The sequence below is a fragment of the Streptomyces galbus genome (assembly GCF_005280195.1).
Classification (GTDB): domain Bacteria; phylum Actinomycetota; class Actinomycetes; order Streptomycetales; family Streptomycetaceae; genus Streptomyces; species Streptomyces galbus.
The window spans coordinates 140116-166361 of the sequence record NZ_SZPR01000014.1 but is presented as its reverse complement, the minus strand read 5'-3'; the positions used below and the strand labels follow the sequence as shown (position 1 = coordinate 166361).

The 26246-nt window shown below is 74.9% G+C and carries 23 protein-coding genes, 1 tRNA gene and 1 pseudogene; 16 read left to right on the top strand and 9 right to left on the bottom strand.

All coding sequences use genetic code 11. The annotated features are described in order from the left end of the window. Window positions 1-94: 94 nt before the first annotated feature. Genes E4U92_RS17955 through E4U92_RS37045 form a run of 4 tightly spaced genes read left to right on the top strand, consistent with a single transcriptional unit; the run spans window position 95 to window position 5296 of the window. On the top strand, window positions 95-988 hold the full coding sequence (locus E4U92_RS17955; protein ID WP_137301447.1) for an FAD binding domain-containing protein: 894 nt from the start codon (window positions 95-97) through the stop codon (window positions 986-988). Then, on the top strand, window positions 985-2862 hold the full coding sequence (locus E4U92_RS17950) for a 2Fe-2S iron-sulfur cluster-binding protein (protein ID WP_137301446.1): 1878 nt from the start codon (window positions 985-987) through the stop codon (window positions 2860-2862). The genes E4U92_RS17955 and E4U92_RS17950 overlap by 4 nt, the downstream gene beginning before the upstream one ends. Then, on the top strand, window positions 2859-5168 hold the full coding sequence (locus E4U92_RS17945; RefSeq protein ID WP_137301445.1) for a xanthine dehydrogenase family protein molybdopterin-binding subunit: 2310 nt from the start codon (window positions 2859-2861) through the stop codon (window positions 5166-5168). The genes E4U92_RS17950 and E4U92_RS17945 overlap by 4 nt, the downstream gene beginning before the upstream one ends. Beyond that, a complete protein-coding gene (locus E4U92_RS37045) occupies window positions 5165-5296 on the top strand; it encodes a hypothetical protein (RefSeq protein ID WP_268253541.1) in 132 nt (43 codons plus the stop codon). Before E4U92_RS17945 ends, E4U92_RS37045 begins: the two co-directional genes overlap by 4 nt. Before the next feature lie 6 nt (window positions 5297-5302). On the opposite strand, the pseudogene E4U92_RS36655 reads toward E4U92_RS37045, so the two are convergent. After that, window positions 5303-5572, bottom strand: a pseudogene (locus E4U92_RS36655) (phosphotransferase); the annotation flags it as partial. 358 nt (window positions 5573-5930) lie between these two features. Here E4U92_RS36655 and E4U92_RS17935 point away from each other — a divergent pair. Together E4U92_RS17935 and E4U92_RS17930 are read left to right on the top strand one after the other, a co-directional pair. Further along, the gene (locus E4U92_RS17935) at window positions 5931-7091 is read left to right on the top strand and encodes an SUKH-4 family immunity protein (protein WP_137301444.1); all 1161 of its coding nucleotides are present in this window, start codon (window positions 5931-5933) and stop codon (window positions 7089-7091) included. Between the two features lie 166 nt (window positions 7092-7257). Continuing rightward, a complete protein-coding gene (locus E4U92_RS17930; RefSeq protein WP_137301443.1) occupies window positions 7258-8103 on the top strand; it encodes an LLM class flavin-dependent oxidoreductase in 846 nt (281 codons plus the stop codon). Window positions 8104-8196: 93 nt separating this feature from the next. On the opposite strand, the gene E4U92_RS17925 is transcribed toward E4U92_RS17930, so the two are convergent. After that, a tRNA-Cys gene (locus tag E4U92_RS17925) sits at window positions 8197-8271 on the bottom strand. A gap of 213 nt (window positions 8272-8484) precedes the next feature. Between E4U92_RS17925 and E4U92_RS17920 the strand changes: the two genes are divergently transcribed. The 6 genes from E4U92_RS17920 (at window position 8485) to E4U92_RS17895 (ending at window position 14526) form a co-directional block, all read left to right on the top strand. After that, on the top strand, window positions 8485-9966 hold the full coding sequence (locus E4U92_RS17920; protein WP_137301442.1) for an MFS transporter: 1482 nt from the start codon (window positions 8485-8487) through the stop codon (window positions 9964-9966). A gap of 41 nt (window positions 9967-10007) precedes the next feature. Further along, the gene (locus tag E4U92_RS17915; RefSeq protein ID WP_137301441.1) at window positions 10008-10211 is read left to right on the top strand and encodes a hypothetical protein; all 204 of its coding nucleotides are present in this window, start codon (window positions 10008-10010) and stop codon (window positions 10209-10211) included. After that, the gene (locus E4U92_RS17910; protein WP_137301440.1) at window positions 10208-10585 is read left to right on the top strand and encodes a type II toxin-antitoxin system death-on-curing family toxin; all 378 of its coding nucleotides are present in this window, start codon (window positions 10208-10210) and stop codon (window positions 10583-10585) included. The genes E4U92_RS17915 and E4U92_RS17910 overlap by 4 nt, the downstream gene beginning before the upstream one ends. A gap of 177 nt (window positions 10586-10762) precedes the next feature. Continuing rightward, window positions 10763-12559: a DEAD/DEAH box helicase gene (locus E4U92_RS17905; protein WP_137301439.1), complete on the top strand. Its 1797-nt coding sequence runs from the start codon at window positions 10763-10765 to the stop codon at window positions 12557-12559. Between the two features lie 402 nt (window positions 12560-12961). Beyond that, the gene (locus tag E4U92_RS17900; RefSeq protein ID WP_137301438.1) at window positions 12962-13603 is read left to right on the top strand and encodes an IclR family transcriptional regulator; all 642 of its coding nucleotides are present in this window, start codon (window positions 12962-12964) and stop codon (window positions 13601-13603) included. A gap of 131 nt (window positions 13604-13734) precedes the next feature. After that, a complete protein-coding gene (locus E4U92_RS17895; protein WP_137301437.1) occupies window positions 13735-14526 on the top strand; it encodes a YlbL family protein in 792 nt (263 codons plus the stop codon). A gap of 16 nt (window positions 14527-14542) precedes the next feature. On the opposite strand, the gene E4U92_RS17890 is transcribed toward E4U92_RS17895, so the two are convergent. The 5 genes from E4U92_RS17890 to E4U92_RS17870 all read right to left on the bottom strand — a co-directional run bounded on the left by E4U92_RS17890 (window position 14543) and on the right by E4U92_RS17870 (window position 18855). Beyond that, on the bottom strand, window positions 14543-15511 hold the full coding sequence (locus tag E4U92_RS17890; RefSeq protein ID WP_137301436.1) for a glycine betaine ABC transporter substrate-binding protein: 969 nt from the start codon (window positions 15509-15511) through the stop codon (window positions 14543-14545). After that, a complete protein-coding gene (locus tag E4U92_RS17885; RefSeq protein ID WP_229863151.1) occupies window positions 15508-16278 on the bottom strand; it encodes an ABC transporter permease in 771 nt (256 codons plus the stop codon). Before E4U92_RS17885 ends, E4U92_RS17890 begins: the two co-directional genes overlap by 4 nt. Window positions 16279-16478: 200 nt before the next feature. Continuing rightward, window positions 16479-17717, bottom strand: a complete 1239-nt coding sequence (locus E4U92_RS17880) for a betaine/proline/choline family ABC transporter ATP-binding protein (protein WP_137301435.1) — start codon at window positions 17715-17717, stop codon at window positions 16479-16481. After that, window positions 17710-18357: an ABC transporter permease gene (locus E4U92_RS17875; RefSeq protein ID WP_137301434.1), complete on the bottom strand. Its 648-nt coding sequence runs from the start codon at window positions 18355-18357 to the stop codon at window positions 17710-17712. The genes E4U92_RS17880 and E4U92_RS17875 overlap by 8 nt, the downstream gene beginning before the upstream one ends. 18 nt (window positions 18358-18375) lie before the next feature. After that, complete coding sequence (locus tag E4U92_RS17870; RefSeq protein ID WP_067235994.1) at window positions 18376-18855, bottom strand: Lrp/AsnC family transcriptional regulator; 480 nt, start codon at window positions 18853-18855, stop codon at window positions 18376-18378. A gap of 126 nt (window positions 18856-18981) precedes the next feature. Between E4U92_RS17870 and hppD the strand changes: the two genes are divergently transcribed. Then, window positions 18982-20130, top strand: a complete 1149-nt coding sequence (gene hppD, locus E4U92_RS17865; RefSeq protein ID WP_137301433.1) for a 4-hydroxyphenylpyruvate dioxygenase — start codon at window positions 18982-18984, stop codon at window positions 20128-20130. 47 nt (window positions 20131-20177) lie between these two features. Here the strand turns inward: hppD and E4U92_RS17860 are convergent, their stop codons facing one another. Continuing rightward, the gene (locus E4U92_RS17860) at window positions 20178-21611 is read right to left on the bottom strand and encodes a tetratricopeptide repeat protein (protein WP_137301432.1); all 1434 of its coding nucleotides are present in this window, start codon (window positions 21609-21611) and stop codon (window positions 20178-20180) included. Window positions 21612-21703: 92 nt separating this feature from the next. On the opposite strand from E4U92_RS17860, the gene E4U92_RS17855 reads away from it, so the two are divergent. Continuing rightward, on the top strand, window positions 21704-23110 hold the full coding sequence (locus E4U92_RS17855) for an FAD-binding oxidoreductase (protein ID WP_137301431.1): 1407 nt from the start codon (window positions 21704-21706) through the stop codon (window positions 23108-23110). Window positions 23111-23136: 26 nt separating this feature from the next. Here the strand turns inward: E4U92_RS17855 and E4U92_RS17850 are convergent, their stop codons facing one another. Then, entirely contained in the window at window positions 23137-23550 is a 414-nt protein-coding gene (locus tag E4U92_RS17850; RefSeq protein ID WP_137301430.1) for an SsgA family sporulation/cell division regulator, read from the bottom strand. 232 nt (window positions 23551-23782) lie between these two features. Between E4U92_RS17850 and E4U92_RS17845 the strand changes: the two genes are divergently transcribed. Continuing rightward, on the top strand, window positions 23783-25336 hold the full coding sequence (locus E4U92_RS17845) for an RDD family protein (RefSeq protein ID WP_137301429.1): 1554 nt from the start codon (window positions 23783-23785) through the stop codon (window positions 25334-25336). A gap of 90 nt (window positions 25337-25426) precedes the next feature. After that, on the top strand, window positions 25427-26212 hold the full coding sequence (locus tag E4U92_RS17840) for an RDD family protein (RefSeq protein ID WP_137301428.1): 786 nt from the start codon (window positions 25427-25429) through the stop codon (window positions 26210-26212). The last annotated feature ends 34 nt before the right edge of the window (window positions 26213-26246 follow it).

Sequence of the window (26246 nt, the reverse complement as noted above, 5' to 3'; positions counted from 1 at the left end):
AGATGTGCCAGAGTTGCCACGTCCGCCCTGTCAGCACGTACCGTACGGCAACACAGGTGGGACCAGGTGGGGCAGCGGGAAGGGGCAGCCGGTTTTGAGCACGCACGCACCGCAGGCGGCGCAGGCCGTCACGCTGCCCACGACGCTCGACGAGGCGGTGGCGGCCCTCGCGGCCATGCCCGCGGCCGTGCCCGTCGCGGGCGGCACCGACCTGATGGCCGCCGTCAACTCCGGTCAGCTCAGGCCCGCCGCCCTGGTCGGCCTCGGCCGGATCAGCGAGATCCGCGGCTGGCAGTACCAGGACGGGCACGCGCTGCTCGGCGCCGGGCTCACGCACGCGCGCATGGGGCGCCCCGACTTCGCCGCGCTCATCCCGGCGCTCGCCGCCGCCGCGCGCGCCGCCGGACCGCCGCAGATCCGCAACGCGGGCACCCTCGGCGGCAACATCGCCTCCGCCGCGCCCACGGGCGACGCGCTGCCCGTGCTGGCCGCCCTGGAGGCGACCCTGATCATCGCCGGCCAGGGCGGGGCCCGCCGCGAGATCCCCGTGTCGCACCTGCTGGCGGGCGTGGAGATGCTGCGCGGCGGCGAGCTCATCGGGTACGTGCGCGTGCCGCTGCTGCACGCCCCCCAGGTCTTCCTGAAGGCGACCGGCCGGACCGGACCCGGGCGGGCCGTCGCCTCGGTGGCGCTGGTCCTCGACCCCGCCCGGCGGGGCGTGCGGTGCGCCGTCGGCGCCATCGCCCCCATGCCGCTGCGGCCCCTGGAGGCCGAGCAGTGGGTCGCCCGGCTGATCGACTGGGACAACAGCCGCGCGCTCGTCCCCGAGGCCCTGACCGCCTTCGGGGAGTACGTCGCTGCGGCCTGCATCCCCGACCCGGCCCCCGAGCCGGACGGCAGCGTGACGCCGTTGCCGCCCGCCGTACTGCACCTGCGGCGCACCGTCGCCGCGCTGGCCCGACGAGCACTGGGGAGGGCGCTGTCGTGACCGACGACCAGCACGCAGACCGGCACGGGCACGGCGCCCCGCGCAGTGGCGGCCGCTGGGACCCGCTGCCCCAGGGCGAGTACGACGACGGCGCCACCGCCTTCGTGCAGTTGCCCGAGGGCGGCATCGACGCCCTGCTGTCCGGCGACAGCCCGCTGGCGGCACCGGGCCAGTACGTGCCGCCGCAGATACAGGCGAACACCCCGCACGACGGTGCCCCGGCCCCCGGGGACACGGGCGCGTGGGCGGCACCGGCCGGCGGTGTGCAGTGGCCCGAGCCGGGCCCGCCGACCTCCGGCGGCGACCGCTTCACGTACCACCCCGGCGCGACCGGCCAGTGGACCTTCGCCGACCACTCGGCCGACGCCGACGCGGCCGGCCCGCAGGAGCCCGCGCCCGGCCCCGGGCACGACGTGACCGGGCAGTGGTCGATCCCCGTCGCCGGGGGCGACCTGCCGGACGAGTCGGGCGAGTTCACCACGTCCTCCCTGGTCGAGCAGTGGGGCGGCGGCAGCCCCCCGGCCACCCTGCCCGGCGGCGCGCCGGCCCCCTGGGCGACCGGACCGGCGGACCCGGGCGCCGGTGACCCGCACGGCGGGGACGCCCACGGCGACGCGTGGGAGCGGCAGCCCGGCTACGACGACACGTACGGCGGACAGGGGTTCGACCCGCACGCCGGCGCCCACGCGGGCGAGGCACACCCCGCCGACGCCGGGCAGGCGGGCGCGCACCCCGCGACGCCGGGCGCCCCCGCGCACCCGGCCGGGCACCGACCCGCCGACCCCGCACAGCACCGGGGCGGCCACCCCGCTTCCCACGGCGCGCCCGACACCGCGGGCGACGCGCGTCACCACGCCCCGGACGCCGGGTCACCGAGCGCCACCGAGCCGTCGTACGAGCACGCCCCCGTGGAGGGCGCACAGACCCCGTCCGAGGCCCCCGAGGGCCACGACGGCACCGAGGCCACCCCGGGCCCGCACGAGGCCGCCGACGCGCCGCACAGCGCCCCCGCGGCCGACGGCGACACCCCCGCGCCCGAGGGCGAGGACACCGGCCCCGACCACGCCGGGACCGCCGACTCCACCGGGCCCCGGGACACCGCGGCCGACCGCGCCCACGGAGCCGACGCGGCCGCGGACCCCGACGGGCGCGAACAGGACGACGTACCGCCGCAGGCCCCGCACGAGGAGCACCCCCTCGCGTCGTACGTGCTGCGCGTCAACGGCTCCGACCGCCCCGTCACGGACGCGTGGATCGGCGAGTCGCTGCTGTACGTGCTGCGCGAGCGGCTCGGGCTCGCGGGCGCCAAGGACGGCTGCTCGCAGGGCGAGTGCGGGGCGTGCAGCGTGCAGGTCGACGGCCGGCTCGTCGCCTCCTGCCTGGTCCCGGCCGTCACCACCGCCGGCAGCGAGATCCGCACCGTCGAGGGCCTGGCCGTCGACGGGCAGCCCTCGGACGTGCAGCGGGCGCTCGCCCGGTGCGGCGCGGTGCAGTGCGGCTTCTGCGTACCGGGCATGGCGATGACCGTGCACGACCTGCTGGAGGGCAACCCGGCGCCGACCGAGCTGGAGGCCCGCCAGGCGCTGTGCGGCAACCTCTGCCGCTGCTCCGGCTACCGGGGCGTCCTGCGCGCCGTCCAGGAGGTCGTGGCCGAGCGCGACACGCACGCGGGCGGCGACGGCGCCGACGCGGACGGCGACGAGGCCCGCATCCCGCACCAGGCCGGTCCCGGCGCCGGCGGCGTCCACGCCTCGGCGTTCGACCCGGCACCCCACCACGCGCGCGGGCAGACGCACGGACCCGGTCGCGGCCCGGCGGACGGGCCCGGGCACGGACAGGCGTACGGACAGGGACAGGACGGAGGCCAGGCGTGAGCAACGAAGCCGCCACCGCGACCACCGCCGCGGAGGCCGCACCGGCACCCGACCCGATCGCGCACGGCCTGGGCGCGTCCCTGCCGCCCGCCGACGCGGGCGCCAAGACGGAGGGCACCTTCCCGTACGCGGCCGACCTGTGGGCCGAGGGCCTGCTGTGGGCGGCGGTGCTGCGCTCGCCGCACGCGCACGCGCGCATCGTGTCCATCGACACCTCCCACGCGCGCGAGATGCCCGGCGTGCGGGCCGTCGTCACGCACGAGGACGTACCCGGCAGGGCGCTGCACGGGCGCGGCACGGCGGACCGCCCGGTGTTCGCCTCCGACGTCGTGCGCCACCACGGCGAGCCCATCGCGGCCGTCGCCGCCGACCACCCCGACACCGCGCGCATGGCCGCCGCGGCCGTCATCGTCGAGTACGAGGTGCTCGACCCGGTCACCGACCCCGAACAGGCCTTCGAGGCCGAGCCGCTGCACCCCGACGGCAACCTGATCCGGCACATCCCGCTGCGCCACGGCGACCCGGAGGCGGCCGGCGAGGTCGTCGTCGAGGGCCTGTACCGCATCGGCCGCCAGGACCCCGCCCCGATCGGCGCCGAGGCCGGCCTCGCCGTCCCGCGCCCGGACGGCGGCGTGGAGCTGTACCTGGCCTCCACCGACCCGCACGCCGACCGCGACACGGCCGCCGCGGTGTACGGCCTGGCCCCCGAGCGCGTGAAGATCGTCGTCACCGGAGTGCCCGGCGCCACCGCCGACCGCGAGGACCAGGGCTTCCAGCTCCCGCTCGGCCTGCTGGCGCTCAGGACGGGCTGCCCGGTGAAGCTCACCGCGACCCGCGAGGAGTCCTTCCTCGGCCACGTCCACCGCCACCCCACGCTGCTGAGGTACCGCCACCACGCCGACGCCGAGGGCCGGCTGGTGAAGGTGGAGGCGCAGATCCTGCTGGACGCGGGCGCGTACGCCGACACCTCCGCCGAGGCGCTGGCCGCCGCCGTGTCCTTCGCCTGCGGCCCCTACGTCGTACCGAACGCCTTCATCGAGGGCTGGGCGGTGCGCACCAACAACCCGCCCTCCGGCCACGTCCGCGGCGAGGGCGCCCTGCAGGTCTGCGCGGCCTACGAGGCGCAGATGGACAAGCTCGCCAAGAAGCTGGGCCTCGACCCGGCGGAGCTGCGCCTGCGCAACGTGATGGCCACCGGGGACGTGCTGCCCACCGGCCAGACGGTGACCTGCCCGGCCCCGGTCGCCGAACTCCTCCAGGCGGTACGGGACTTCCCGCTGCCGCCGCTGCCCAAGGACGCCCCCGAGGAGGAGTGGCTGCTGCCCGGCGGCCCCGAGGGCGCGGGCGAACCGGGCGCCGTGCGCCGGGGCGTGGGCTACGGCCTGGGCATGGTGCACATGCTCGGCGCGGAGGGCGCGGACGAGGTCTCCACGGCCACCGTGAAGGTCCAGGACGGCGTCGCGACGGTGCTGTGCGCCGCGGTGGAGACCGGCCAGGGCTTCACCACGCTCGCCCGCCAGATCGTCCAGGAGACCCTCGGCATCGACGAGGTGCACGTGGCGCCGGTCGACACCGACCAGCCCCCGGCCGGCGCGGGCTGCCGCGGCCGCCACACGTGGGTGTCGGGCGGTGCCGTGGAACGCGCCGCGAAGATGGTCCGCACCCAGCTCCTGCAGCCCCTCGCGCACAAGTTCGGCATGTCCACCGAACTGCTGCAGATCACGGACGGCAAGATCACCTCGTACGACGGGGTGCTGTCGACCACCGTCACCGAGGCGATGGACGGCAAGGAGCTGTGGGCCACGGCCCAGTGCCGCCCCCACCCCACGGAACCGCTGGACGAGGCCGGCCAGGGCGACGCCTTCGTCGGACTGGCGTTCTGCGCGATCCGCGCGGTGGTCGACGTCGACATCGAGCTGGGCTCGGTGCGCGTGGTGGAGCTGGCCGTCGCCCAGGACGTGGGCCGCGTCCTGAACCCGGCGCAGCTGGAGGCCCGGATCGAGGCGGGCGTCACCCAGGGCGTCGGCATCGCGCTCACCGAGAACCTGCGCACGCCCCGCGGCCTGGTCCGCCACCCCGACCTCACCGGCTACGCGCTGCCCACCGCCCTGGACGCCCCGGACATCCGGATCGTCAGACTCGTCGAGGAACGGGACGTGGTGGCGCCGTTCGGCGCGAAGGCGGTCAGCGCGGTGCCGGTGGTGACGTCCCCCGCGGCCGTCGCCTCGGCCGTACGGGCCGCCACCGGCCGCCCGGTCAACCGCCTGCCCATCCGCCCCCAGGCCGCCGTGGTGACCCCCCAGTGAGCGGCCACGACGGGCAGCGGGAGCCCCGCTACGAACCCGCGCCGGGCGTGGGCAAACTGCTGCTGTGGATCGCGGTGTTCGTCCTGGCGGCGGTCGTGGTGGTGCTGGGCGGCATCTACTTCACGTGAGGCGGCCCGCACCAGCCCTACGTACACCGTGAGGTCGGCGCCGAGGACCACGTCCTGGACGACCGCCGTGAAACCGACCTCGGCTTACGCCTCCGCCGTGGCGGCCGACTCCCGCTGGCGCAGCAGCAGTCGGCCCGCTTGCCCGTCCGGTGCGGTGTCGCGAGCGTAGTCGGCGCGGCCGGAGACGATCATTCGGCGGGTGCCGCCCCCGCGTGTGTGCCGCCCTCGGCAGCCGCTCGGCGAGCGCCCGGGCCACCGCGGATTCCCCGAGGCCATCACGCCGCTGATCAGCACGACGCCGGGCGCCCGCTCCCTGCACCCGCACCCCGCGCCTCGGGCTCTGGCTGGACACCGGTGGGTGGAGCGTGGAGCGGACCGTGGCGGCGATCCTCGCGGGACGGGAACGCGCCACGGTGGCCTGACGTCTTCCCCGGGGGAACGTTCCCCGGAGGGCGGGGCGTTGTCAGTGGGGCCGCGTAGTGTGCGGGGCAGTGGGGGCGGTCGTCCGGCACGGGGTGTCCCGGCGCGGGCGTCCTGCGGGGGTCGGCCGGCGCTGGTCGTCCGGCGCGCCGGTCCGCTGTCCCCCCACGGGGAAGCACGTACGGCGAAGCACGCACGGGAGCACGGGGGAGCGATGAGCAGGACCGACACCGCCACACCGGTGATCACACTCACCGAGGACGCGCTGGACCCCTACGTCACGCACGCCCCCACGCGCCGCTGGCTGACCGGCCCCGGTCTGCCCGTGGAGGGCGGCCTGCTGACCTTCGACGCGGTGCGCACCGAGGGTCTGCGCACGGTCGGCGACTCCACCGGCGACCCCGGCCGCCTGGCGGCGCGGCTGCGCGACCAACTGGTGATCGGCGGCATCCTGGGCGCCGACGGCCGGGAGCGGGAGTCGGTGCTGCTCGACGGGATGACGGGCGCCGTCTCCACGACCCACTTCCTGCACGACCGCCCCGACCTGATGCGCACCCGCCCGCTGGCGCCCTCGCTGGGCACCCTGGTGCGCTTCGCCACGGCCGCCGACGAACTGGCGGCGCTGCGCGGCCAGTTCGCCTCCTACGCGGGCCGCTTCGGTCCGGAGGCGGTGGCGGAGGCGACGAACCAGCTCCTGGCGATCTTCGGCACGGACACCCAGGGCCGTCCCGCGCCCTTCTGGACCATCACCGCGGTGATCCGCCCGCTCGCCCTCATCGCCGGCCCGGGCACCCGCTCCGAGCTGGCGCTGGACCTCCCGCCGCGGTTGCTGGACGACGCGTTCGGCGCCGCCGCGATCGCCCGCTTCGAGGACGTCGACTTCCCGGCCGCCCTCACCCACGAGCCGACCCGCCGCTTCCTGCGGGAGGTGGGCCTGCCCGAGGACGGCGTCTGGTTCGGCGGCAACACCGAGGTGCAGCTCCCCACGCTCGCGGAGTACCACGAGGCCGACTGCGCCCCCGCCACCGCGCCGCTCCCGCCCACCGCGGACCGCCTGATCCGGCTCGGCCGGCTGGTCGAGGACACCAGCCTGGTCGTCGACGGCGGCACGGGCGCGGTGCTGTCCTGGGGCGAACGGGACGCGGCCCTGCGCCCGTTGAACGCCGACGTGTCCACGCTGGCCTTCACCCTCTGGCTGATCCACCAGGAGCGGGCCCTCGACACGATCCACGATCTGACCGACGCCTACGACCAGTTGGCCGACACGATGACCCGCACCCTGTCCGCGGTGGACCCCGCGGCGTGCGCGCCCGGCCGCCCCCACTGGCCCGCGGTCTTCGCGGCGGGAGCGGGCGGCCCGACCACCGGACGCTGAAAACCACTCGCGGACCAGGACGGCCCTGGCCTAGTCTGCGGGGCACTCCGACGAGACGTTCCCCCGGAAGTACGCCGCAGAGCGGGAACGTCCCACCTCACCCGTACCGAGGTGCCGGAGGGGCGGCAGCCACCTTTGTCGACCCTTCCTTCCGGAGGTCCCGTTCATGAACGTCGGAATCGGCCTGCCCATCGGCGCTCCCGCGACCCTGCTCACCTGGGCCCGGCGCGCCGACGCCGGCCCGTTCAGCACGCTCGGCCTGCTCGACCGGCTCGTCTACGACAACCCCGAGCCCCTGGTCGCCCTCGCCGTCCTGGCGGGCGCGACCCGCCGCGTCCGCGTCCAGACCGAGGTGCTGCTCGCCCCGCTGCGCGACACCGCGCTCCTGGCCAAGCAGGCCGCCACCCTGGACCGGATGACCGGCGGCCGCCTGGTCCTCGGCCTCGGCATCGGCGGCCGCGCCGACGACCACCAGGTCGCCGGCGTCGACCTGCGCACGCGCGGCCGGCGCCTGGACGAGCAGATGGCCGTGCTGCGCCGCCTGTGGTCCGGCGAGCCGTACGGCGACGGCGTCGGCCCCATCGGCCCGGCCCCGGCCCGCCCCGGCGGCCCCGAGGTCCTGTTCGGCGGCTTCCGCCCGGCCGCGCTGGAACGCGTCGCCCGCTGGGGCGACGGTTTCCTCGCGGCGGCGCCGCCGTCCTGGGCGGGCACCCTCTTCGACACGGTCCGCGCGTCCTGGACGACCCACGGCCGCACGGGCACCCCCCGCCTCGTGGCCCAGGTCAACGTCGCACTGGGCCCGGCCGAGGTGATCGAGGACGCCCGCACGAACATGCACGCGTACTACCGCTTCACCGGCACCCCGGACCGCATGGTCTCCGGCCTGCTGACCACCCCGACGACCATCCGCACCGCCATCAGGGCCTTCGAGGACCTGGGTGCGGACGAGGTGATGCTCTACTGCTACGGCGTCGACCCGGACCAGGTGGACCGCTTGGCGGAAGTGGTGTGACCCGGGGTCGTCCGGGAAGCGGCGACTGAGGAACGACCGAAGGAGGCGGGCCCCTCGGGGCACCGCCTCCTTCGTGTCGCCCTGTCAGGCGGGTGGAGGCCGTGGCGGGAATCGAACCCACGTAACTCGCTTTGCAGGCGAGCCCCTAAACCACTCGGGCACACGGCCGTTTCCGGGTCGGGAGGTGGTGCGTTCCCTCCCCGTCCCGGTGACTCGACCGTACGGGCCGGGAAGCGGGGCGCTCAAGGGATCCGGGCCCCCCGCAACGCGACTGCCACACGCCGTTCATGAACGGCCGGGGCGGGACTACGACCAAGGGCTGAGGGCGGGACCGTCCCCCGACAGGGGTCACAGGCGGTCGTGGACCTTACTCTGGCGGGCATGGCCGTCGTGGAACCAGGTGACACCGTCGTCGCAGCAGACACCGCCGCCGCAGGGCAGACCGTGCTCGGGCGGTCCTACCGGGCGCTGAGTGTCGGGATCGTGTCCGTCGTGGTGCTCATCGCCTTCGAGGCGACCGCCGTCGGGACGGCGATGCCGGTCGCCGCGCGGGAGCTGGACGGGTTGTCGGTCTACGCGTTCGCGTTCTCCGGGTACTTCACCACCAGCCTCTTCGGCATGGTGCTCGCCGGCCAGTGGGCCGACCGGCGCGGGCCGTTCGGGGCGCTGACCGCGGGCATGGCCGCGTTCGCGGCCGGGCTGCTGCTCGCCGGCACCGCGGGCGCCATGTGGGTGTTCATCCTCGGGCGGGCCGTGCAGGGGCTCGGCGGCGGACTGGTCATCGTCGCCCTGTACGTGGTCGTCGGCCGCGCCTACCCCGAGCGGCTGCGGCCCTCGATCATGGCGGCGTTCGCGGCCGGCTGGGTCGTGCCGTCCGTCGTCGGGCCGCTCGCCTCCGGCGCGGTCACCGAGCACCTGGGCTGGCGCTGGGTGTTCCTCGGCATCCCCGTCCTCGTCGTGCTGCCCCTCGCCCTCGCGCTGCCCCAGATACGCCGCCGCGCCGCCGGACCGGTCGACACCGGCGCCGGGCCCGCCGCCGCCGACCCGCGCCGCATCCGGCTCGCCCTGGCCGTGTCCCTGGGCGCGGGACTCGTGCAGTACGCCGTGCAGGACCTCGGCCCGCTCTCCCTCCTGCCCGGCCTCGCCGGGGTCGCGCTGCTCGTCCCGGCCGTGCGCGGGCTCCTGCCGCGCGGTACCTGCCGGGCCGCCCGCGGGCTGCCCTCGGTGGTGCTGCTGCGCGGCCTCGCCGCCGGGTCCTTCATCGCCGCCGAGTCGTTCGTCCCGCTGATGCTGGTGACCCAGCGGGGACTGGCACCGACCCTCGCCGGGTTCTCGCTCGCGGCCGGCGGGGCGACCTGGGCCCTGGGGTCGTGGGTGCAGTCCCGGCCGCGCGTCGCGCCGTACCGGGAACGGCTGATGGTCGCCGGCATGGTGCTGGTGGCCGCCGCCATCGCGGCCGCGCCCAGCGTGCTGATCCCCTCGGTGCCGGTCTGGACGGTGGCCGTCGCCTGGGCGTTCGGCTGCTTCGGGATGGGGCTGGTCATCTCCTCCACGAGCGTGCTGCTGCTCCAGCTCTCCGCCCCCGAGGAGGCCGGCGCCAACTCCGCCGCCCTGCAGATCTCCGACGGCCTGTCCAACTCCCTCCTCCTCGCCCTGGGCGGCGCCGCCTTCGCCGCCCTCGGCGGTGGCTCCGTCGCCCACACCGCCACGACGGACACCGCCGCCGCGACCACCGGCTCCCACCCGGCCGCGTTCGCCGTCGTCTTCTTCCCCATGGCCGTCGTCGCCCTGGTCGGCGCCTGGGTCACCACCCGCCTGCACACCCGCGACGGAGCCCACCCGCGGTCCGGGTCCCCCTCTTAATCCCTCGCCCCCACCCCGCCCCCGCCTCTACCCTCACCGCCATGCGCCCCTTCCCCCGCACCCCCGGCTCCGCCGGCCTCCACGCCGCCCTCGACGACCTCGCCGACGCCACCGGACGCCGTCCGCAGGACGTGGTGAGCGAGGCCGTCGCCGCGCACCTGCGGGCCGAGGAGGCGCGGGTGCGGGCCGTGGCCGAGCGGCTGGCCGACGCCCACGCCGGCCTGCTGGAGAGGCTCGGCGCATGACGACCCGGTTCCTCACCGTCGCCGAGGTCACCGACATCGCGCGGATCGCGTTCGGCGGGCAGCCGCCCGAGGTCCGCGCGCCCGGCCTGCTCGCGTCGGCCGCGCACCGGCCCCGCGCCCGCATGTTCGGCACCCCCGCCTACGACGACCTGTACGAGCAGGCCGCCGCCCTGCTGCACGCCGTCGCCACCAACCACCCCCTCGTCGACGGGAACAAGCGCGCGGCCTGGCTCGCGGCCGCCACCTTCCTCGCCCTCAACGGCGTCGACCTGGCCGGCTGCGACCAGGACGTCGCGTACGACCTGGTCGTCGACGTCGCCTCCGGCCGGGAGGGGGACGTCGGGGAGATCGCCGGGCGGCTGCGGGAGCTGTGATGTGGGTCCCACCCGGGCCGCAGTCGGGCTCGTCCGCGCGGTCGCGGGTAGGGGCCGCCGGTAGGGTGGCCCGGTTGCCGTCCGCACCAGTCCGCCGCGCTGGGCCCCACCAGCCCGCCGCTGGACCCCGAGCCACCGGTGGACCCCGAAGCCCACCGGAAGACCCACCCGGAGACCGTGACTACCACCGCCGCTTCCTCCTCGCACCACCTGTCACCGGCCTTCCCCGGCCGCGCCCCCTGGGGTACCGCCAGCAAGCTGCGTGCCTGGCAGCAGGGGGCGATGGAGAAGTACCTCCAGGAGCAGCCGCGCGACTTCCTCGCCGTCGCCACCCCCGGCGCCGGCAAGACGACCTTCGCGCTGACGCTCGCCTCCTGGCTGCTGCACCACCACGTCGTGCAGCAGGTGACCGTGGTCGCGCCCACCGAGCACCTGAAGAAGCAGTGGGCCGAGGCAGCCGCCCGTATAGGGATCAAGCTCGACCCGGAGTACAGCGCGGGCCCGCTCTCCAAGGAGTACGACGGCGTCGCCGTGACGTACGCCGGTGTCGGCGTGCGCCCGATGCTGCACCGCAACCGCTCCGAGCAGCGCAAGACGCTCGTCATCCTCGACGAGATCCACCACGCCGGCGACAGCAAGTCCTGGGGCGAGGCGTGCCTGGAAGCGTTCGAGCCGGCGACCCGGCGCCTCGCGCTCACCGGTACGCCGTTCCGCTCCGACACCAACCCCATCCCCTTCGTGACGTACGAGGAGGGGCAGGACGGCATCCGGCGGTCGGCCGCCGACTACACCTACGGCTACGGCTCCGCCCTCGCGGACGGCGTCGTGCGGCCCGTCATCTTCCTCTCCTACAGCGGCAACATGCGCTGGCGCACCAAGGCCGGCGACGAGATCGCCGCGCGGCTCGGCGAGCCGATGACCAAGGACGCGATCAGCCAGGCCTGGCGCACGGCGCTGGACCCGCGCGGCGACTGGATGCCGAGCGTGCTGCGCGCCGCCGACCAGCGGCTGACCGAGGTCAGGAAGGCCATCCCGGACGCCGGCGCGCTGGTCATCGCCTCCGACCAGGAGTCGGCCCGCGCCTACGCCAAGCTGATCCGGGAGATCACCGGCAGCGGGGCCACGCTCGTGCTGTCCGACGACGTGGGCGCCTCGAAGCGGATCGACGAGTTCAGCCAGAGCACCGACCGGTGGATGGTCGCCGTCCGCATGGTGTCCGAGGGCGTCGACGTACCGCGCCTCGCGGTCGGCGTGTACGCGACGACGATCTCGACGCCGCTGTTCTTCGCGCAGGCCGTCGGCCGTTTCGTACGGTCCCGGCGGCGCGGCGAGACCGCCTCGGTGTTCCTGCCGACCGTGCCCGACCTGCTCGGCTTCGCCAACGAGATGGAGCGCGAGCGCGACCACGTCCTCGACAAGCCGAAGAAGGACGGCGGCGAGGAGGACCCGTACGCCGAGTCCGAGAAGGAGATGGACGAGGCCAACCGGGAGCAGGACGAGGACACCGGCGAGCAGGACATGCTGCCCTTCGAGGCGCTGGAGTCCGACGCCGTCTTCGACCGGGTCATGTACAACGGCGCCGAGTTCGGCATGCAGGCCCACCCGGGCAGCGAGGAGGAGCAGGACTACCTCGGCATTCCCGGCCTGCTCGAACCCGACCAGGTGCAGTTGCTGCTCCAGAAGCGGCAGGCCAAGCAGATCGCGCACAGCAGGAAGAAGCCCGACACCGAGGCCGACCTGCTGGAGATGCCCGCCGAGCGGCGCCCGGTCGTCTCGCACAAGGAGCTGATGGAGCTGCGCCGGCAGCTCAACACGATGGTCGGCGCGTACGTCCACCAGAGCGGCAAGCCGCACGGCGTGATCCACACCGAGCTGCGCCGGGTGTGCGGCGGGCCGCCGAGCGCCGAGGCCACGGCCGGACAGCTGCGGCAGCGCATCGCCAAGGTCCAGGAGTGGGCGACCCGCATGAAGTGACCGCGGGCCGCCGCCCGGCCCGCCCCCGCGGCCGGGCACGCCGGCGGTCCGGCGCCCCGTGCGGCCGGGCACGCCGGCGGTCCCGTGCCCCGTGCGGCCGGGGGCGCGTGCGGTCCGGCGCGTGTTCGCGTACGTACCGGGACAAAGTCCGGAAGTCCCTCGAGGTCGCTGACCGGATTCTGGACGGAGCCTTCCGCTCAGCGAACCCGTGCGGCTACTGTCCCGCTACGCACACGCCCCGTGGCAGCGCCGCCGCGGAGCGCAGCCGTGAAGCGACTCTGGCCCGGGAAGAACCCTGGCCGTCACCGATCGGCGGCCTCTGAAGCGCGTCACTGACGGGACTCGGTGACGCATCCGCCACGAAGGGGCCCGCCGACCTCACCGCTTGGAGGAGTGGGCGTCGTGACCGCGGAGACCTCTCAGACGCTCGACCGGGGACTGCGGGTCCTCAAGCTGCTGGCCGACACCGACCACGGGCTGACCGTCACCGAGCTGTCCACCAAACTGGGCGTCAACCGGACCGTGGTGTACCGGTTGCTGGCCACGCTCGAACAGCACGCCCTCGTCCGGCGTGACCTCGGCGGGCGGGCCCGGGTGGGCCTCGGGGTGCTGCGGCTCGGCCGCCAGGTGCACCCCCTGGTACGGGAGGCGGCGCTGCCCGCGCTGCGCTCGCTGGCCGAGGACATCGGGGCCACCGCGCACCTGACGCTGGTGGACGGAGCCGAGGCGCTGGCCGTCGCCGTGGTCGAGCCCTCGTGGACGGACTACCACGTGGCCTACCGGGCCGGGTTCCGCCACCCCCTGGACCGCGGGGCCGCGGGCCGGGCGATCCTCGCCGCGCGGCAGCAGCCGCCGGGGGAGCCGGGGTACACCCTCACGCACGGCGAGCTGGAGGCCGGCGCGAGCGGGGCGGCGGCGCCGCTGATCGGCGTGACCGGCGTCGAGGGCAGCGTCGGGGTGGTCATGCTCGCGGACGCGATACCGGAGCGCGTGGGCCCGAGGGTGGTCGACGCGGCCCGCGAGGTGGCCGAGGCGCTGCGCTGACGGCCGCCGCGCACCGGGACGGTCTCCAGGGGCGGGCCGGGGCGCACGCGGCGGGCCGGGGGCAGCCGACGGCGTACCCGCCGGATCGACCGCGTCCCGTCGCCCCGCACCGGCACCGTTACATTGGCTCCGTGCTCTCACGCCTCACACGCCCCCAAGCCCTGGCCGCCTGTGCCGTCCCCCTCGTCGCGCTGCTCGGCACGGCCGCCTTCGCGCCGCTGCCCTTCTCCGTGGCGCAGCCGGGGATGACGGCGAACGTGCTCGGGGACAACAAGGGCACGCCGGTGATCACCATCGAGGGGGCACCCACCCGGCCGACCCGCGGCGAGCTGCGGATGACCACGATCGAGGCGACCAACCCGGACACCCGGGTGTCCCTCGGTGACGTGCTCGACGCCTGGTTCGCCACCGACCGCGCCGTCATGCCGCACGACTCGGTCTACCCCAGCGGGAAGAGCACGCGCGAGATCGAGGAGCACAACACCGAGCAGATGCAGCAGTCGCAGGACGCGGCCACCGCGGCGGCCCTGCGCTACCTGCACCTGAGCCCCTCCGACGTGAAGGTCACCCTGCGGCTCGCCGACGTCGGCGGCCCGAGCGCGGGTCTGCTGTTCTCCCTCGGCATCGTCGACAAGCTGAACGGCGACGGCAGCGGCGGCGACCTCACCGGTGGCCGGGTCGTCGCCGGCACCGGCACGATCGAGGCGGACGGCACGGTCGGCGCGGTCGGCGGCGTCGCCCTGAAGACGCAGGCCGCGCGCCGGGACGGGGCGACGGTCTTCCTCGTGCCGAAGGACGAGTGCTCCGACGCCACGTCCGAGCTGCCGAAGGGGCTGCGGCTGATCCCGGTCACCACCCTCAAGGGCGCGGTCGGCGCACTGGAGGCCCTCCGCACGGGCAAGGGGTCCGTCCCGAGCTGCTAGCGCGGGCGGGCCCCGCTCAGCCCTGCTTCACAAACCCCTGCTGCGTCATCCACTCCAGCGCCACCAGGTGCGGGTCCTGCCCCTCGACGTCCACCTTGGCGTTGAGCTCCTGCGCCACCGTGTTGGTCAGCCTGCGTGTGACGGGGGCCAGGATGTCGGCGATCTCGGGGTACTTCTCCAGCGTCCTGGTGTGGATCATCGGGGCGGCGTTGTAGTTGGGGAAGAACTTCTTGTCGTCCTCCATGACCACCAGGTGCATCGCCTTGATGCGGCCGTCCGTGGTGAAGACCTCGCCGAAGGTGCAGGCGCCCTTGGCGACCTGGGTGTAGATGATGCCGGTGTCCATCTGCGTGATGTTCCTGGCCGGCAGCGACATGCCGTACTTCTTCTCCATGCCCGGCAGTCCGTCCGCGCGGTTGGCGAACTGGCTCTCCACGCACAGGGTCACCGCCCCCGGGTCCTTCTTGGCCAGCGCGGCCACGTCGGACAGGGTCTTCGTGCCGTACTTCTCGAAGTTGGCCTGGTTCGTGGCGAGCGCGTAGGTGTTGTTGAGCGGGGCCGGGTCCAGCCAGGTGACGCCGTTCTTCCGGTCGGCGTCGCGCACCGCCTTCCACTGCTCGTACGGGTCGGGGATGGGCTGGGTGTTGCCGAGGTAGTTGATCCAGCCGGTGCCGGTGTACTCGTAGTCGGCGTCCGCGGAGCCCTGCCGCACGGCCTCGCGGGAGCCGATGGAACCCTGGATGCCGGTGCGGTCCAGGACGTCGGCGCCGGCCGCCTGGAAGGCGATGCCCATGATCGCGCCGAGGACGAGCTGCTCGCTGAACTCCTTGGAGGTGACCGTCAGGTGCGCGCCCTTGAGCGGCTCGCCCCGCCCGATGGTCCCGGGCTGCACGTCGTCCGCCATCGGCGAACCGCTGCTCAGCCCGCACCCCGGGGCGAGCAGCAGCAGCCCGCACAGCAGCAGGCCGCGGGGTCGGCGGGTCATCGTCCGTCCTCCAGCCCGCGCGGCCGCAGCAGCAGTTCCGCCAGCGACGCCAGCCAGTCCACGAGCAGCGCCAGCGCCACCGTGAGGATCGAGCCCAACACCAGGACCGGCATGCGCTGGTTGGTGATCCCGGTGGTGATGAGGACGCCCAGGCCGCCGCCCCCGCCGAAGGTGGCCAGGGTCGCCGTACCGACGTTGAGGACGAGGGCCGTGCGCACGCCCGCGAGGATCAGCGGCACCGCGAGGGGCAGTTCGACCCGGGTGAGCACGCCCAGCGAGGACATGCCGATGCCGCGGGCCGCCTCGAGGAGCGTCGGGTCGTTGGCGTCGAGCCCGGCGATCGTGTTGGACAGCACGGGCAGCACGGCGTAGATGACGATGCCGATGAGCGCCGCCTTCATGCCGGTGCCCAGCCAGATCACGAGCAGCGCCAGCAGGCCGATCGCCGGGGTCGCCTGACCGGTGTTGGCGAACGCCATCGCCACCGGGGTCGCCCTGCGCAGGGAGCGGCGGGTGAGCAGGATGCCCGCCGGGATGGCGATGACCAGCACGAAGAAGGTGGAGATCACGGTCAGTTCGACGTGCTGCCACAGCGCCTTGGACACCTGGCCGCCGGACAGGGCGTTCTCGGAGATGGCGTCCAGTTCGGCCTGCCGGAACCACAGCCAGGTCGCCAGCAGCAGGGCGACCAGGAACAGCGGCAGCAGCGTCAGCTTCTGCCAGGTGATCCGGGAGCGCCACGCTCCGGCCGCCGGCCGCGTGTCCACCCGTCCCGCGTCCGCCGCCCCGCCGGTGCCCTCGGAGCCGCCGTCCGCCGCGCCGGTGCCGTCCGCGGTGTCCGGGCCGTCGGCGGCCAGGTCCACGCCGTGCCGCGCGACCACGCCGTCCGCCCGGGCGCCCTCCGCGCGGGCGCCGTCCGCCCGGCCGCCCGCGCCGCGCCGGCCGTCACCCCGTCCCGTCCGCCCTCTCACGCCGTCGTCCCCCCGCTCGCGCCCTCCTGTTCGGCGTGGGTCTGCGCGGCCCGGGTCTCCGCCAGGTCGTGCTGGTGCTCCATGGCCTCCAGCCGGTCGGCCTCCAGCAGCTCGTGCACGGAGTTCATCAGCGTCTCCATGTCCACCACGCCCGTGTACTCGCCGCGCCGCCCGGTCACCGCGGCCCGCCCCGAGCTGTCGGTGAGGACCGCCTCCAGCGCGTCGCGCAGGGTCGCGTCCCGGGTCACCGTGTCGTGCACCAGCGTCCCCGCGCGGGCCAGCGAGCCCTTGGCCCGCATCAGGTCGCCGCGCCGCAGCCACTTGTAGGGGCGGCCGCGCCGGTCCAGCAGCAGGATCTCGTTGGTGCCGCTGGAGCGCAGCCGGTTGAAGATCGTCTGCAGCGGGTCGTCGACGGTCACCGTCGGGTAGTCGGTGATCTCCACGTCCCGTACGCGGGTGAGGTTGAGCCGCTTCAGGGCGGCCCCGGCGCCGACGAACCCGGACACGAAGTCGTCCGCCGGGTTGGTGAGGATCGCCTCCGGGGTGTCGAACTGGGCGATGTGGGAGCGTTCGCGCAGCACCGCGATCCGGTCGCCCAGCTTGATCGCCTCGTCGAAGTCGTGGGTGACGAACACGATCGTCTTGTGCAGCTCGTGCTGGAGGCGGATCAGCTCGTCCTGGAGGTGGTCGCGGGTGATCGGGTCGACCGCGCCGAACGGCTCGTCCATCAGCAGCACCGGCGGGTCCGCGGCGAGCGCCCGCGCCACGCCGACGCGCTGCTGCTGGCCGCCGGAGAGCTGCCGGGGGTAGCGGCCGTGGAACTCGCCGGGGTCGAGACCCACCAGGTCCAGCAGCTCCTCCACCCGGGCCCTGATCCGGCTCTTGGACCAGCCGATCATCCTCGGCACCAGGGCGATGTTCTGGGCGACGGTCATGTGCGGGAAGAGCCCGGCCGACTGGATCGCGTAGCCGATCTTGCGGCGCAGCTTCACCGGGTCGATGTCGGTGACGTCCTCACCGCCGATGCGGATGCGGCCGCCGGTCGGCTCGATCAGCCGGTTGATCATCTTCAGCGTGGTCGACTTCCCGCACCCCGACGGCCCGACGAAGATGACGGTCTCGCCCGCCTTGATCTCCATGCTGACGTTGTCGACGGCGGGCCGGGGGCTGCCCGGGTACCGCTTCGTCAGGTTCTCCAGCTCGATGGTCGCGCCCCCGGCGGACGGCTCAGACACGGATCCCCCTCGGAATGGTCAGCCGTCCGATCAGGACGTACGCGGCGTCGAAGAGCAGGGCCAGCACGATGATCCCGAGCGTGCCGGCCAGGACCTGGTTGAGCGCGTTCGCGCTGCCCAGCGAGGAGATGCCGCGGAAGATCTCGTTGCCGAGGCCGGGCCCGGAGGCGTAGGCGGCGATGGCGGCGATGCCCATCAGCATCTGGGTGGCGACCCGGATCCCGGTGAGGATCGGCGGCCAGGCCAGCGGCAGCTCCACCCGCAGCAGCCGGGCCGGCCGGGACATCCCGATGCCGCGCGCCGCGTCGACCAGGGAGGGGTCCACACCGCGCAGTCCCACGATCGCGTTGCGCACGATCGGCAGCAGCCCGTACAGCGTCAGCGCGGTCACCGTCGGCGGCACGCCCAGGCCGACGACCGGGATGAGCAGGCCGATCATGGCGAGCGAGGGGATGGTCAGGACGGTCGAGGTGGCCGTGGTGGCGAGGCCGCCGGCCCAGTCGCTGCGGTAGGTGGCGACCGCGATGAGCACGCCGATCAGGGTGGCCACGACCATGCACTGGAAGACCGCGCTCGCGTGCTGGTAGGCGTCGGTGAGCAGCTGCTGGTGCCGGCTGCTCAGGTACTCCCAGAAGGTCACGCGGCACCTCCTCGCGGGTCAGGTCCTCGCCCGTTCCTCCGCCGCCTGCTCCACCAGCGGGATGATCCGCAGCGGGACGGGGTTCTCCATCACGATCGCGGTGGAGGCCCGGACGATGCCATCAAAACCGACGACCCGGTCGATGACCCGCTGGAGGTCGGCGTTGGAGCGGGCCACCAGCCGGCACAGCATGTCCCCGGTGCCGGTGGTGGTGTGCAGTTCCAGCACCTCCGGCACCGAGGCCAAGTGGGCCCGTACGTCCGGGCCTTGGCCCTGGCGGATCTGCAGGGTGGCGAACGCTGTCACCGGGTAGCCGAGGGCCGCCGGATCGACGTCCGGGCCGAATCCGCGGATGACTCCGTTCGACGTAAGCCGGTCCAGGCGCGCCTGCACGGTCCCGCGCGCCACACCCAGCCGGCGCGACATCTCCAGCACGCCGACGCGCGGCTCACGGGCCAGCAGCACGATGATCCGGCCGTCGAGCTGATCGATCCCCACAGCGGTGCCTCCCCGGGTGGTCATCCTGTACAGAAAGGCCGATGGTTCGGCCGTATTGCTGAACACCTTGCCCAGCGAATGCGCAAACTATTGCGCACCTTGCAGGGCCGGGGTGACCCTTCCGGCATGACGCAGACCACACACCACACTCCCGACGCGACCGCACGGCAGGCCGATCCCTTCCCGGTCAAGGGAATGGACGCGGTCGTCTTCGCCGTGGGCAACGCCAAGCAGGCCGCGCACTACTACTCCACCGCCTTCGGCATGACGCTGGTCGCCTACTCCGGACCGGAGACCGGCAGCCGCGAGACCGCGAGCTACGTGCTGGAGAACGGCTCCGCGCGGTTCGTGTTCACCTCGGTCATCAAGCCCGCCACCCCCTGGGGCCACTTCCTCGCCCAGCACGTGGCCGAGCACGGCGACGGCGTCATCGACCTGGCCATCGAGGTCCCGGACGCCCGCGCCGCCCACGCGTACGCCGTCGAGCAGGGCGCGAAGAGCATCGCCGAGCCGTACGAGCTGAAGGACGAGCACGGCACGGTGGTCCTGGCCGCGATCGCCACCTACGGCGAGACCCGCCACACCCTGGTCGAGCGCTCCGGCTACGACGGCCCGTACCTGCCCGGCTACACCGCGGCCAAGCCGATCGTCGCGCCGCCCGCGCGGCGTACCTTCCAGGCCATCGACCACTGCGTCGGCAACGTCGAGCTCGGCAAGATGGACGAGTGGGTCGGCTTCTACAACCGGGTCATGGGCTTCACCAACATGAAGGAGTTCGTGGGCGACGACATCGCCACCGAGTACTCCGCGCTCATGTCCAAGGTCGTGGCCGACGGCACCCTGAAGGTGAAGTTCCCGCTCAACGAGCCGGCGATCGCGAAGAAGAAGTCGCAGATCGACGAGTACCTCGAGTTCTACAACGGCCCCGGCTGCCAGCACATCGCGCTCAACACGAACGACATCGTGGAGACGGTGCGCACCATGCGCGCGGCCGGCGTGGAGTTCCTCGACACCCCGGACTCCTACTACGACACGCTCGGCGAGTGGGTCGGCGAGACCCGCGTGCCGGTCGACACCCTGCGCGAGCTGAAGATCCTCGCCGACCGCGACGAGGACGGCTACCTGCTGCAGATCTTCACCAAGCCGGTCCAGGACAAGCCGACCGTCTTCTTCGAGATCATCGAGCGGCACGGCTCCATGGGCTTCGGCAAGGGCAACTTCAAGGCCCTGTTCGAGGCGATCGAGCGCGAGCAGGAGAAGCGCGGCAACCTCTGACCCACCCCGCCGCGCCCCCCGGCGGGGCGCGGCCCGGCCGCCGGACGTCAGCGCGGCACGCCGACGTCCGGCTCCTCGGCCACCTGCGCCAGCGCCGCCCGCGCCGCGGGCGCCCCCAGCGGCGAGAAGTACGGGTTGATCCGCAGCGCCTCCTCCAGGTGCCGCCGCGCCGCCCCGGGCCGGCCCATCGCCTGCTCGATCACGCCCCGGTGGTACATGTACGGCGCGCTGCGCACCGTGCCGCCGTGCTCCCGGTCGGTGGCGACCGTCGCGTACCCGAGCGCCTCGGTGTCCTGGCCGATCCGGTGCAGCGCCCAGCCCAGCGCGTCGGCCACGTCGATGCCCGGCTGGCGCCGCCACTCGGCGCGCAGCAGCCGCACCGCGGCCACCGGGTCGCCGTGGTCCGCCTCCAGCAGGCCCAGCACCAGGTCACCGTCGACCCCGCCGGCCGCGTCCCGCCGCACCCGCTCCCGCACCAGGTCGTACCGCGCCGCGGCCTCCTGCCCGTGCCCCAGCGACTCCTGCAGCTCGCCGAGCTCCAGGGCGTACCCGGGGAGCGGCTGGCGGGCCAGCGCCGCCCGGTACGCCGACAGCGCCTGCGCGGTGCGGCCCAGCGCGGCCAGCGCCCGCCCCCGCCCGGCCTGCGCGGCCGCCAGCTCCGGGTCGAGCCGCGCCGCCTCCTCGAAGTGCCGCAGCGCGTCCTCCCGGTCACCGCGCTCGAACGCCAGCTCACCGCCCCGCTCCAGCCAGGCCGCCTGCTCGGCCGGCGCGGTCGCGGCCGCCGCCGCGTCGGACAGGGCGGCCGCCGCGTCCTCCCGCCAGCCGCGCTCGCGGTAGACCTCCGCCGCCCGCGCCAGCACCGCGGGCCCCGACCGCAGCCGCCGCAGCCGCCCGAGGGCGGCGTACGCCCGCTTGTAGTCGCCGAGCCCCGTGCAGGCGTCGATCAGGGACGGGTACGCCGACCACCGCTTCGGCGCCGCCTCCAGCGCGGTCTCGCTCCAGCCGAGCGCGGCCCGGAAGTCCCGGCGCGCGACCGCGAGCGCGGCCAGCCCGTCGAGGGCGACGAGGTCGTCGGAGTCGTCGGGCCGCACCCGCAGCGAGGTGCGCAGCGCCCGCTCGGCCTTCGGGTAGGAGCCCGCCGCGTCCCCCGTGCGCCGCCCCTGCTCGACGTACGCCGTCCCGAGCAGCGCCCAGGACCGGCCGTCGCGCGGCTGCCGGCGCACCGCCCGCTCCCGCTGGGCGATCAGCTCCCCGAGGTCCCCCGGCCCGGCCGGCACGCCCGCCGCGACCGCCGTCCCGGCGCGCGTCCCCGGCGCCGCGGCGGCGGGCGCCCGCGCCGCGGGAGGTTCCCCGAACGGCACGCAGAGCAGCACCGCGCCCAGCGCCAGCGACCCGGCGACCGCACCGGCCAGGAGCGGCCGGCGGCGCAGCACGGCCGGGACCAGGGGCCGTCGCGCGCGGGGCTCCGCTTGGTTCTCCATGGCGCTCACTGTGCGTCGGCGCGGCCACCGCGGTGGCGCAGCCGAAGCGTGCGGCGAGTGGGGTTCACACCGATGGCCCCCGGTGCGAACCTGTGATCATGAGCCGTATCGAAGCGCCCAGCGACGACGTCACCGGCAACCTCCTCGACCGGCTGCTCACCGGCCTGCCCGCCGAGGCCGTCCACACCGACCCCGACGTCACGGCCTCCTACGCCCACGACATGGCGAGCTTCTGCCCGGCCGGCGTCCCGGCCGTGGTCGTGCTGCCGCGCACCGTCGAACAGGTGCAGCACGTGATGCGCGTCGCGACCGAGCTGCGCGTACCGGTCGTCCCGCAGGGCGCCCGCACCGGCCTGTCGGGCGGCGCGAACGCCTCCGACGGCTGCATCGTGCTGTCCCTGACCCGCATGGACCGCATCCTCGACATCAGCCCCGTCGACCGCGTCGCCGTCGTCGAGCCCGGCGTGGTCAACGCGGCGCTCTCCCGGGCCGTGGGCGAGCACGGCCTGTACTACCCGCCGGACCCCTCGAGCTGGGAGACGTGCACGATCGGCGGCAACATCGGCACCGCCTCCGGCGGCCTGTGCTGCGTCAAGTACGGCGTCACCGCCGAGTACGTCCTCGGCCTCGACGTCGTCCTGGCCGACGGGCGGCTGATGTCCACCGGCCGCCGCACCGCCAAGGGCGTCGCCGGCTACGACCTCACCCGGTTGTTCGTCGGCTCCGAGGGCTCGCTCGGCATCGTCGTGCGGGCCGTCCTGGCGCTGCGGCCGCAGCCGCCGCGCCAGCTCGTGCTGGCCGCCGAGTTCGCCTCGGCCGGCGCCGCCTGCGACGCCGTCTGCCGCGTCATGGCGGGCGGGCACACGCCCTCACTCCTCGAACTCATGGACCGTACGACGGTCCGCGCCGTCAACGAACTGACCCGCATGGGGCTGCCCGAGGCCACCGAGGCACTGCTGCTGTGCGCCTTCGACACCCCCGACCCGGCGGCCGACCTCGCCGCCGTCGGCGCGCTGTGCGAGGCCGCCGGCGCCACCCAGGTGGTGCCCGCCGAGGACACCGCCGAGTCCGAACTGCTGCTGCAGGCACGGCGGTCCTCGCTCGTCGCGCTGGAGGCGGTCACGGGCACGACGATGATCGACGACGTGTGCGTGCCCCGCTCGCGCCTCGGCGACATGCTCGAAGGGGTGGAGCGGATCGCCGGGAAGTACGGCCTGACCATCGGGGTCGTCGCCCATGCGGGCGACGGCAACACCCACCCCACCGTCTGCTTCGACGCCCAGGACCCCGCTCAGTCGCGGCGCGCCCGCGAGTCCTTCGACGAGATCATGGCCCTCGGCCTGGAACTGGGCGGCACCATCACCGGCGAACACGGCGTCGGCGTGCTCAAGAAGGAGTGGCTCGCCCGCGAACTCGGGCCGGTGGGACTGGAGATGCAGCGGGCCGTGAAGGACGTCTTCGACCCGCTGGGCATCCTCAACCCCGGCAAGCTCTTCTGACCGGCGGCCCCTGACCGGCCCGGGGCTCACTGCGCGAGCAGCTCGTCGAGCGCGTCGTCGAGGCCGAGCTGCTCGCCCTCCGTCCCCGGGGGCACCACCGTCAGGGTCCGCTCCAGCCACGCCGAGACCTGCGGGATCGGCGCCTCCAGCAGCGCGTCGCCGTCCGGCGAGCTGAGCGCCATCAGCACCACGCTGCGCCCTTGGGACTTCGCCGGCCACGCCCGCACGTCCCCGTGCCCGCACGGCCGGAACACGCCCTCCACCAGCAGCTCGCGGGCGAACGTCCAGTGCACCGGCTGCGCGGAGTCGGTGTGGAAGACGACGTGCACGGCGAACGGGTCGTCACTGCGGTACGTCAGCCGGGCCGGGACGGCGACGCTGCGCTCCGGCGACAGGACCAGCTTCATCTCCAGCTCGCGCTCGACGACGGTGTGATGCATGACGGTGTCCTTTCCACTGGAAGGCCGCTCGGACCGGGCCCGTACGGGGTGAGAGGGAGCTGGGGGCCGGCCATTACGCGGGTTCGGGAAGATTTCTCTCCGAACGGGTGACGCGGGTGCACGACCCTGCCCGGAAAGGGGCGGGACTTGCGGGAGGGGACGTGGGGCCCCCGCTCGTCTGGTAGATGTGGAGCCCCCCATCCCACCCCCGAGCAGATACGGGACGACGGACATGAGCGCCCCAACCCCGGCACCCGGCGACGACAGGCCCCGCGAGGGGTACTACCCGGACCCGTCCATCCCCGGATACGTCCGGTACTGGAACGGCGCCTCGTGGGTGCCGGGCACCAGCCGCCCGGCGCCGTCCGACGGCCGGCCGCTCAGCCCGCCCGCCCCCGACCCGGCCACGGACCGGGTACCCGTGGTGGAGACGACGGGACCGCACTTCTTCGACGAGGACCCGCGTCCGGAGGAGGCCGCGCCGGCCTGGGGCGCCGACCGGTCCCGGCAGTCCGGCTTCGGCGCCGACCAGGACCACCGCGTCTCCTGGGGCACCCCGCCCGCCGACCCCCGTGTCCCGTCCCCCCACCCGGCCCCGGAACCCGCCCCGTCCGCCGGAACGTTCGTCTCCCACCCCCCGGCCCCGGGCGACCCGGACCCGGCGGGCACGGGGGACACCCCGCACCCGGGCACGCCGCGGCCCGCGGGCGGGATCGTCGGGGCCGGTGCCCCGAACACACCCGCTGGACAGGGCATGTTCGGGCCTCCCGGAAGCGGTGCGGCCCCCGGCGCCGACGACGGCAGCGCCGTGCCCGGCGCTCCGGCCGCCTCCCGTCCCGTACGGGACGACGGCACCCTCACCATCCGCGCGCCCGGGCCGCGCACGGGGCGCCACGACGGCGCGTCCCCGGCATCCGCCGGAGCGGCGGCGCAGGGCGCCGGTACACCGCCCGTGGCGGGCGGCCCGGCCTTCGCGCCCGCCGGCCAGGGCCCCGCCCCGGCCCCGGGCACCCCGGCCCCGGGCGCCCCGGCCCCCGAGGCCGGCCCCGCGGCCCCCGTCCGGCCCGGCTTCGCGGCGGGTCAGGCCGCCTTCCCCGCCGCCCCGCTGCCCACCCCTGGCGTCCCCGTCCAGCCCGCCGCGCCGGTCGCGCCCGCCACCCCCGTGACCAGCGGCCCGGGCGGTGGCCAGCCCTCCTGGGCGCAGCAGGTGCACCGGCTCGCCGGAGCGGGGGACGACCAGCCGGTCGTGCCGTGGAAGCCGCCCGTGGAGGACGTCTTCCAGGCGGCCGCCCGGCGCCAGGCGTCGGCCCGTCCCGCGGGCCTCGGCCGCAGGCTGGCCGCGCGCTTCGTCGACAGCCTGGTCCTCGGCGCGGTGACCGCCGTGGCCGCCGTGCCGCTCGGCACGCGGGCCCTGGACCACGTCCACGAGAAGATCGACGCGGCCAGGCTGTCCGGACGGACCGTCACCGTCTGGATCCTGGACGGCACCACGTCCGTGTACCTCGGCATCGTGGTGGCCGTCCTGCTGCTGGCCGGCGTCCTGTACGAGGCGCTGCCGACCGCCAAGTGGGGCCGCACGCTGGGCAAGAAGCTGCTGGGCCTGCAGGTGCGGGACATCGAGGCGCACGAGCCGCCCGCGTTCGGAGCGGCCCTGCGCCGCTGGCTGGTCTACAGCGTCCCGGGTCTGCTGGCGGTGGGTCTGGTGGGCGTGCTGTGGGGGCTGTTCGACCGCCCGTGGCGCCAGTGCTGGCACGACAAGGCGGCGCACACGTTCGTCGCGGGCTGACCGGGCACCGCGGCGGCCGCAGCGGAACCGATACTCCGGACGGCCGCACGCCGGATGCGCGGCGGCGGGGTTCGCGGTCGACTCGGCTCCATGACGACCGAACCGCCCCCCTCCTCCGGCGGCGAGCCGCCGGAGGACGACCCGTTCCGGAAGCAGCCCCCGCAGCCCCCGTACGGTCGGCCCGGCCCGGGCCAGGGGCAGGGCTCGCCGTACGACAGCCCCTACGGCGACCGGCAGCCGCCGTACGGCGAGCAGCCCCCGCCCGGCGGCGGCCAGCCCCCTCCGCCCGGGGGCCAGCCCCCGCCCTACGGGGGACAGCAGCCGCCCCCCTACGGCGGTGGCCCCGGCGGCCCGTACGGCGGCGGCCCCGGCGGCGGCCCCTACGGCGGCGACCCCTACGGGGGCGGGCCCACCGATCCGCTCGCCGGGATGCCCCCGCTCGCCGAGAGCGGCCGGCGCACGCTGGCCAGGATCATCGACATGGTCCTCGTCGGCATCGTGGTGGCCCTGCTCACCTGGGGCTTCGGCGTCAACGAGTACGACGTGAACGGCGACAAGGTCGAGGTGGGCAAGTCGTTCGCGCAGTCGGTCGTGGCCGCGGTGCTCTACATCGCCTACGACACCTTCATGATCACGCGCTCGGGCCAGACCCTGGGCAAGAAGTGGCTGGGCCTGCGGGTGGCCGACCTGAGCAACGGCGCCACCCCCTCCGTGCAGACCTCCCTGGTCCGCGCGCTGGTGCTGTGGCTGCCGTTCGCGTTCTGCTGCGCCTGTGTGTGGACCGTGATCTGCGGCGGCTGGAGCTTCTTCGACAAGCCGTACAAACAGGGCCTGCACGACAAGGCCGCCAAGACGGTGGTGGTGTCCGTGCGGTGACGGCGCGCCGGAGGGCCCGCGCCGCGGCGCGGGC

What these genes read in the sequence shown, in the direction of transcription:
- E4U92_RS17935 (WP_137301444.1), top strand. Translation starts at nt 5,931, where the DNA reads ATGAGCAGGACCGACACCGCCACACCGGTGATCACACTCACCGAGGAC.
- E4U92_RS17930 (WP_137301443.1), top strand. Translation starts at nt 7,258, where the DNA reads ATGAACGTCGGAATCGGCCTGCCCATCGGCGCTCCCGCGACCCTGCTC.
- E4U92_RS17920 (WP_137301442.1), top strand. Translation starts at nt 8,485, where the DNA reads ATGGCCGTCGTGGAACCAGGTGACACCGTCGTCGCAGCAGACACCGCC.
- E4U92_RS17915 (WP_137301441.1), top strand. Translation starts at nt 10,008, where the DNA reads ATGCGCCCCTTCCCCCGCACCCCCGGCTCCGCCGGCCTCCACGCCGCC.
- E4U92_RS17910 (WP_137301440.1), top strand. Translation starts at nt 10,208, where the DNA reads ATGACGACCCGGTTCCTCACCGTCGCCGAGGTCACCGACATCGCGCGG.
- E4U92_RS17890 (WP_137301436.1), bottom strand. Translation starts at nt 15,511, where the DNA reads ATGACCCGCCGACCCCGCGGCCTGCTGCTGTGCGGGCTGCTGCTGCTC.
- hppD (WP_137301433.1), top strand. Translation starts at nt 18,982, where the DNA reads ATGACGCAGACCACACACCACACTCCCGACGCGACCGCACGGCAGGCC.
- E4U92_RS17860 (WP_137301432.1), bottom strand. Translation starts at nt 21,611, where the DNA reads ATGGAGAACCAAGCGGAGCCCCGCGCGCGACGGCCCCTGGTCCCGGCC.
- E4U92_RS17850 (WP_137301430.1), bottom strand. Translation starts at nt 23,550, where the DNA reads ATGCATCACACCGTCGTCGAGCGCGAGCTGGAGATGAAGCTGGTCCTG.
- E4U92_RS17845 (WP_137301429.1), top strand. Translation starts at nt 23,783, where the DNA reads ATGAGCGCCCCAACCCCGGCACCCGGCGACGACAGGCCCCGCGAGGGG.
- E4U92_RS17840 (WP_137301428.1), top strand. Translation starts at nt 25,427, where the DNA reads ATGACGACCGAACCGCCCCCCTCCTCCGGCGGCGAGCCGCCGGAGGAC.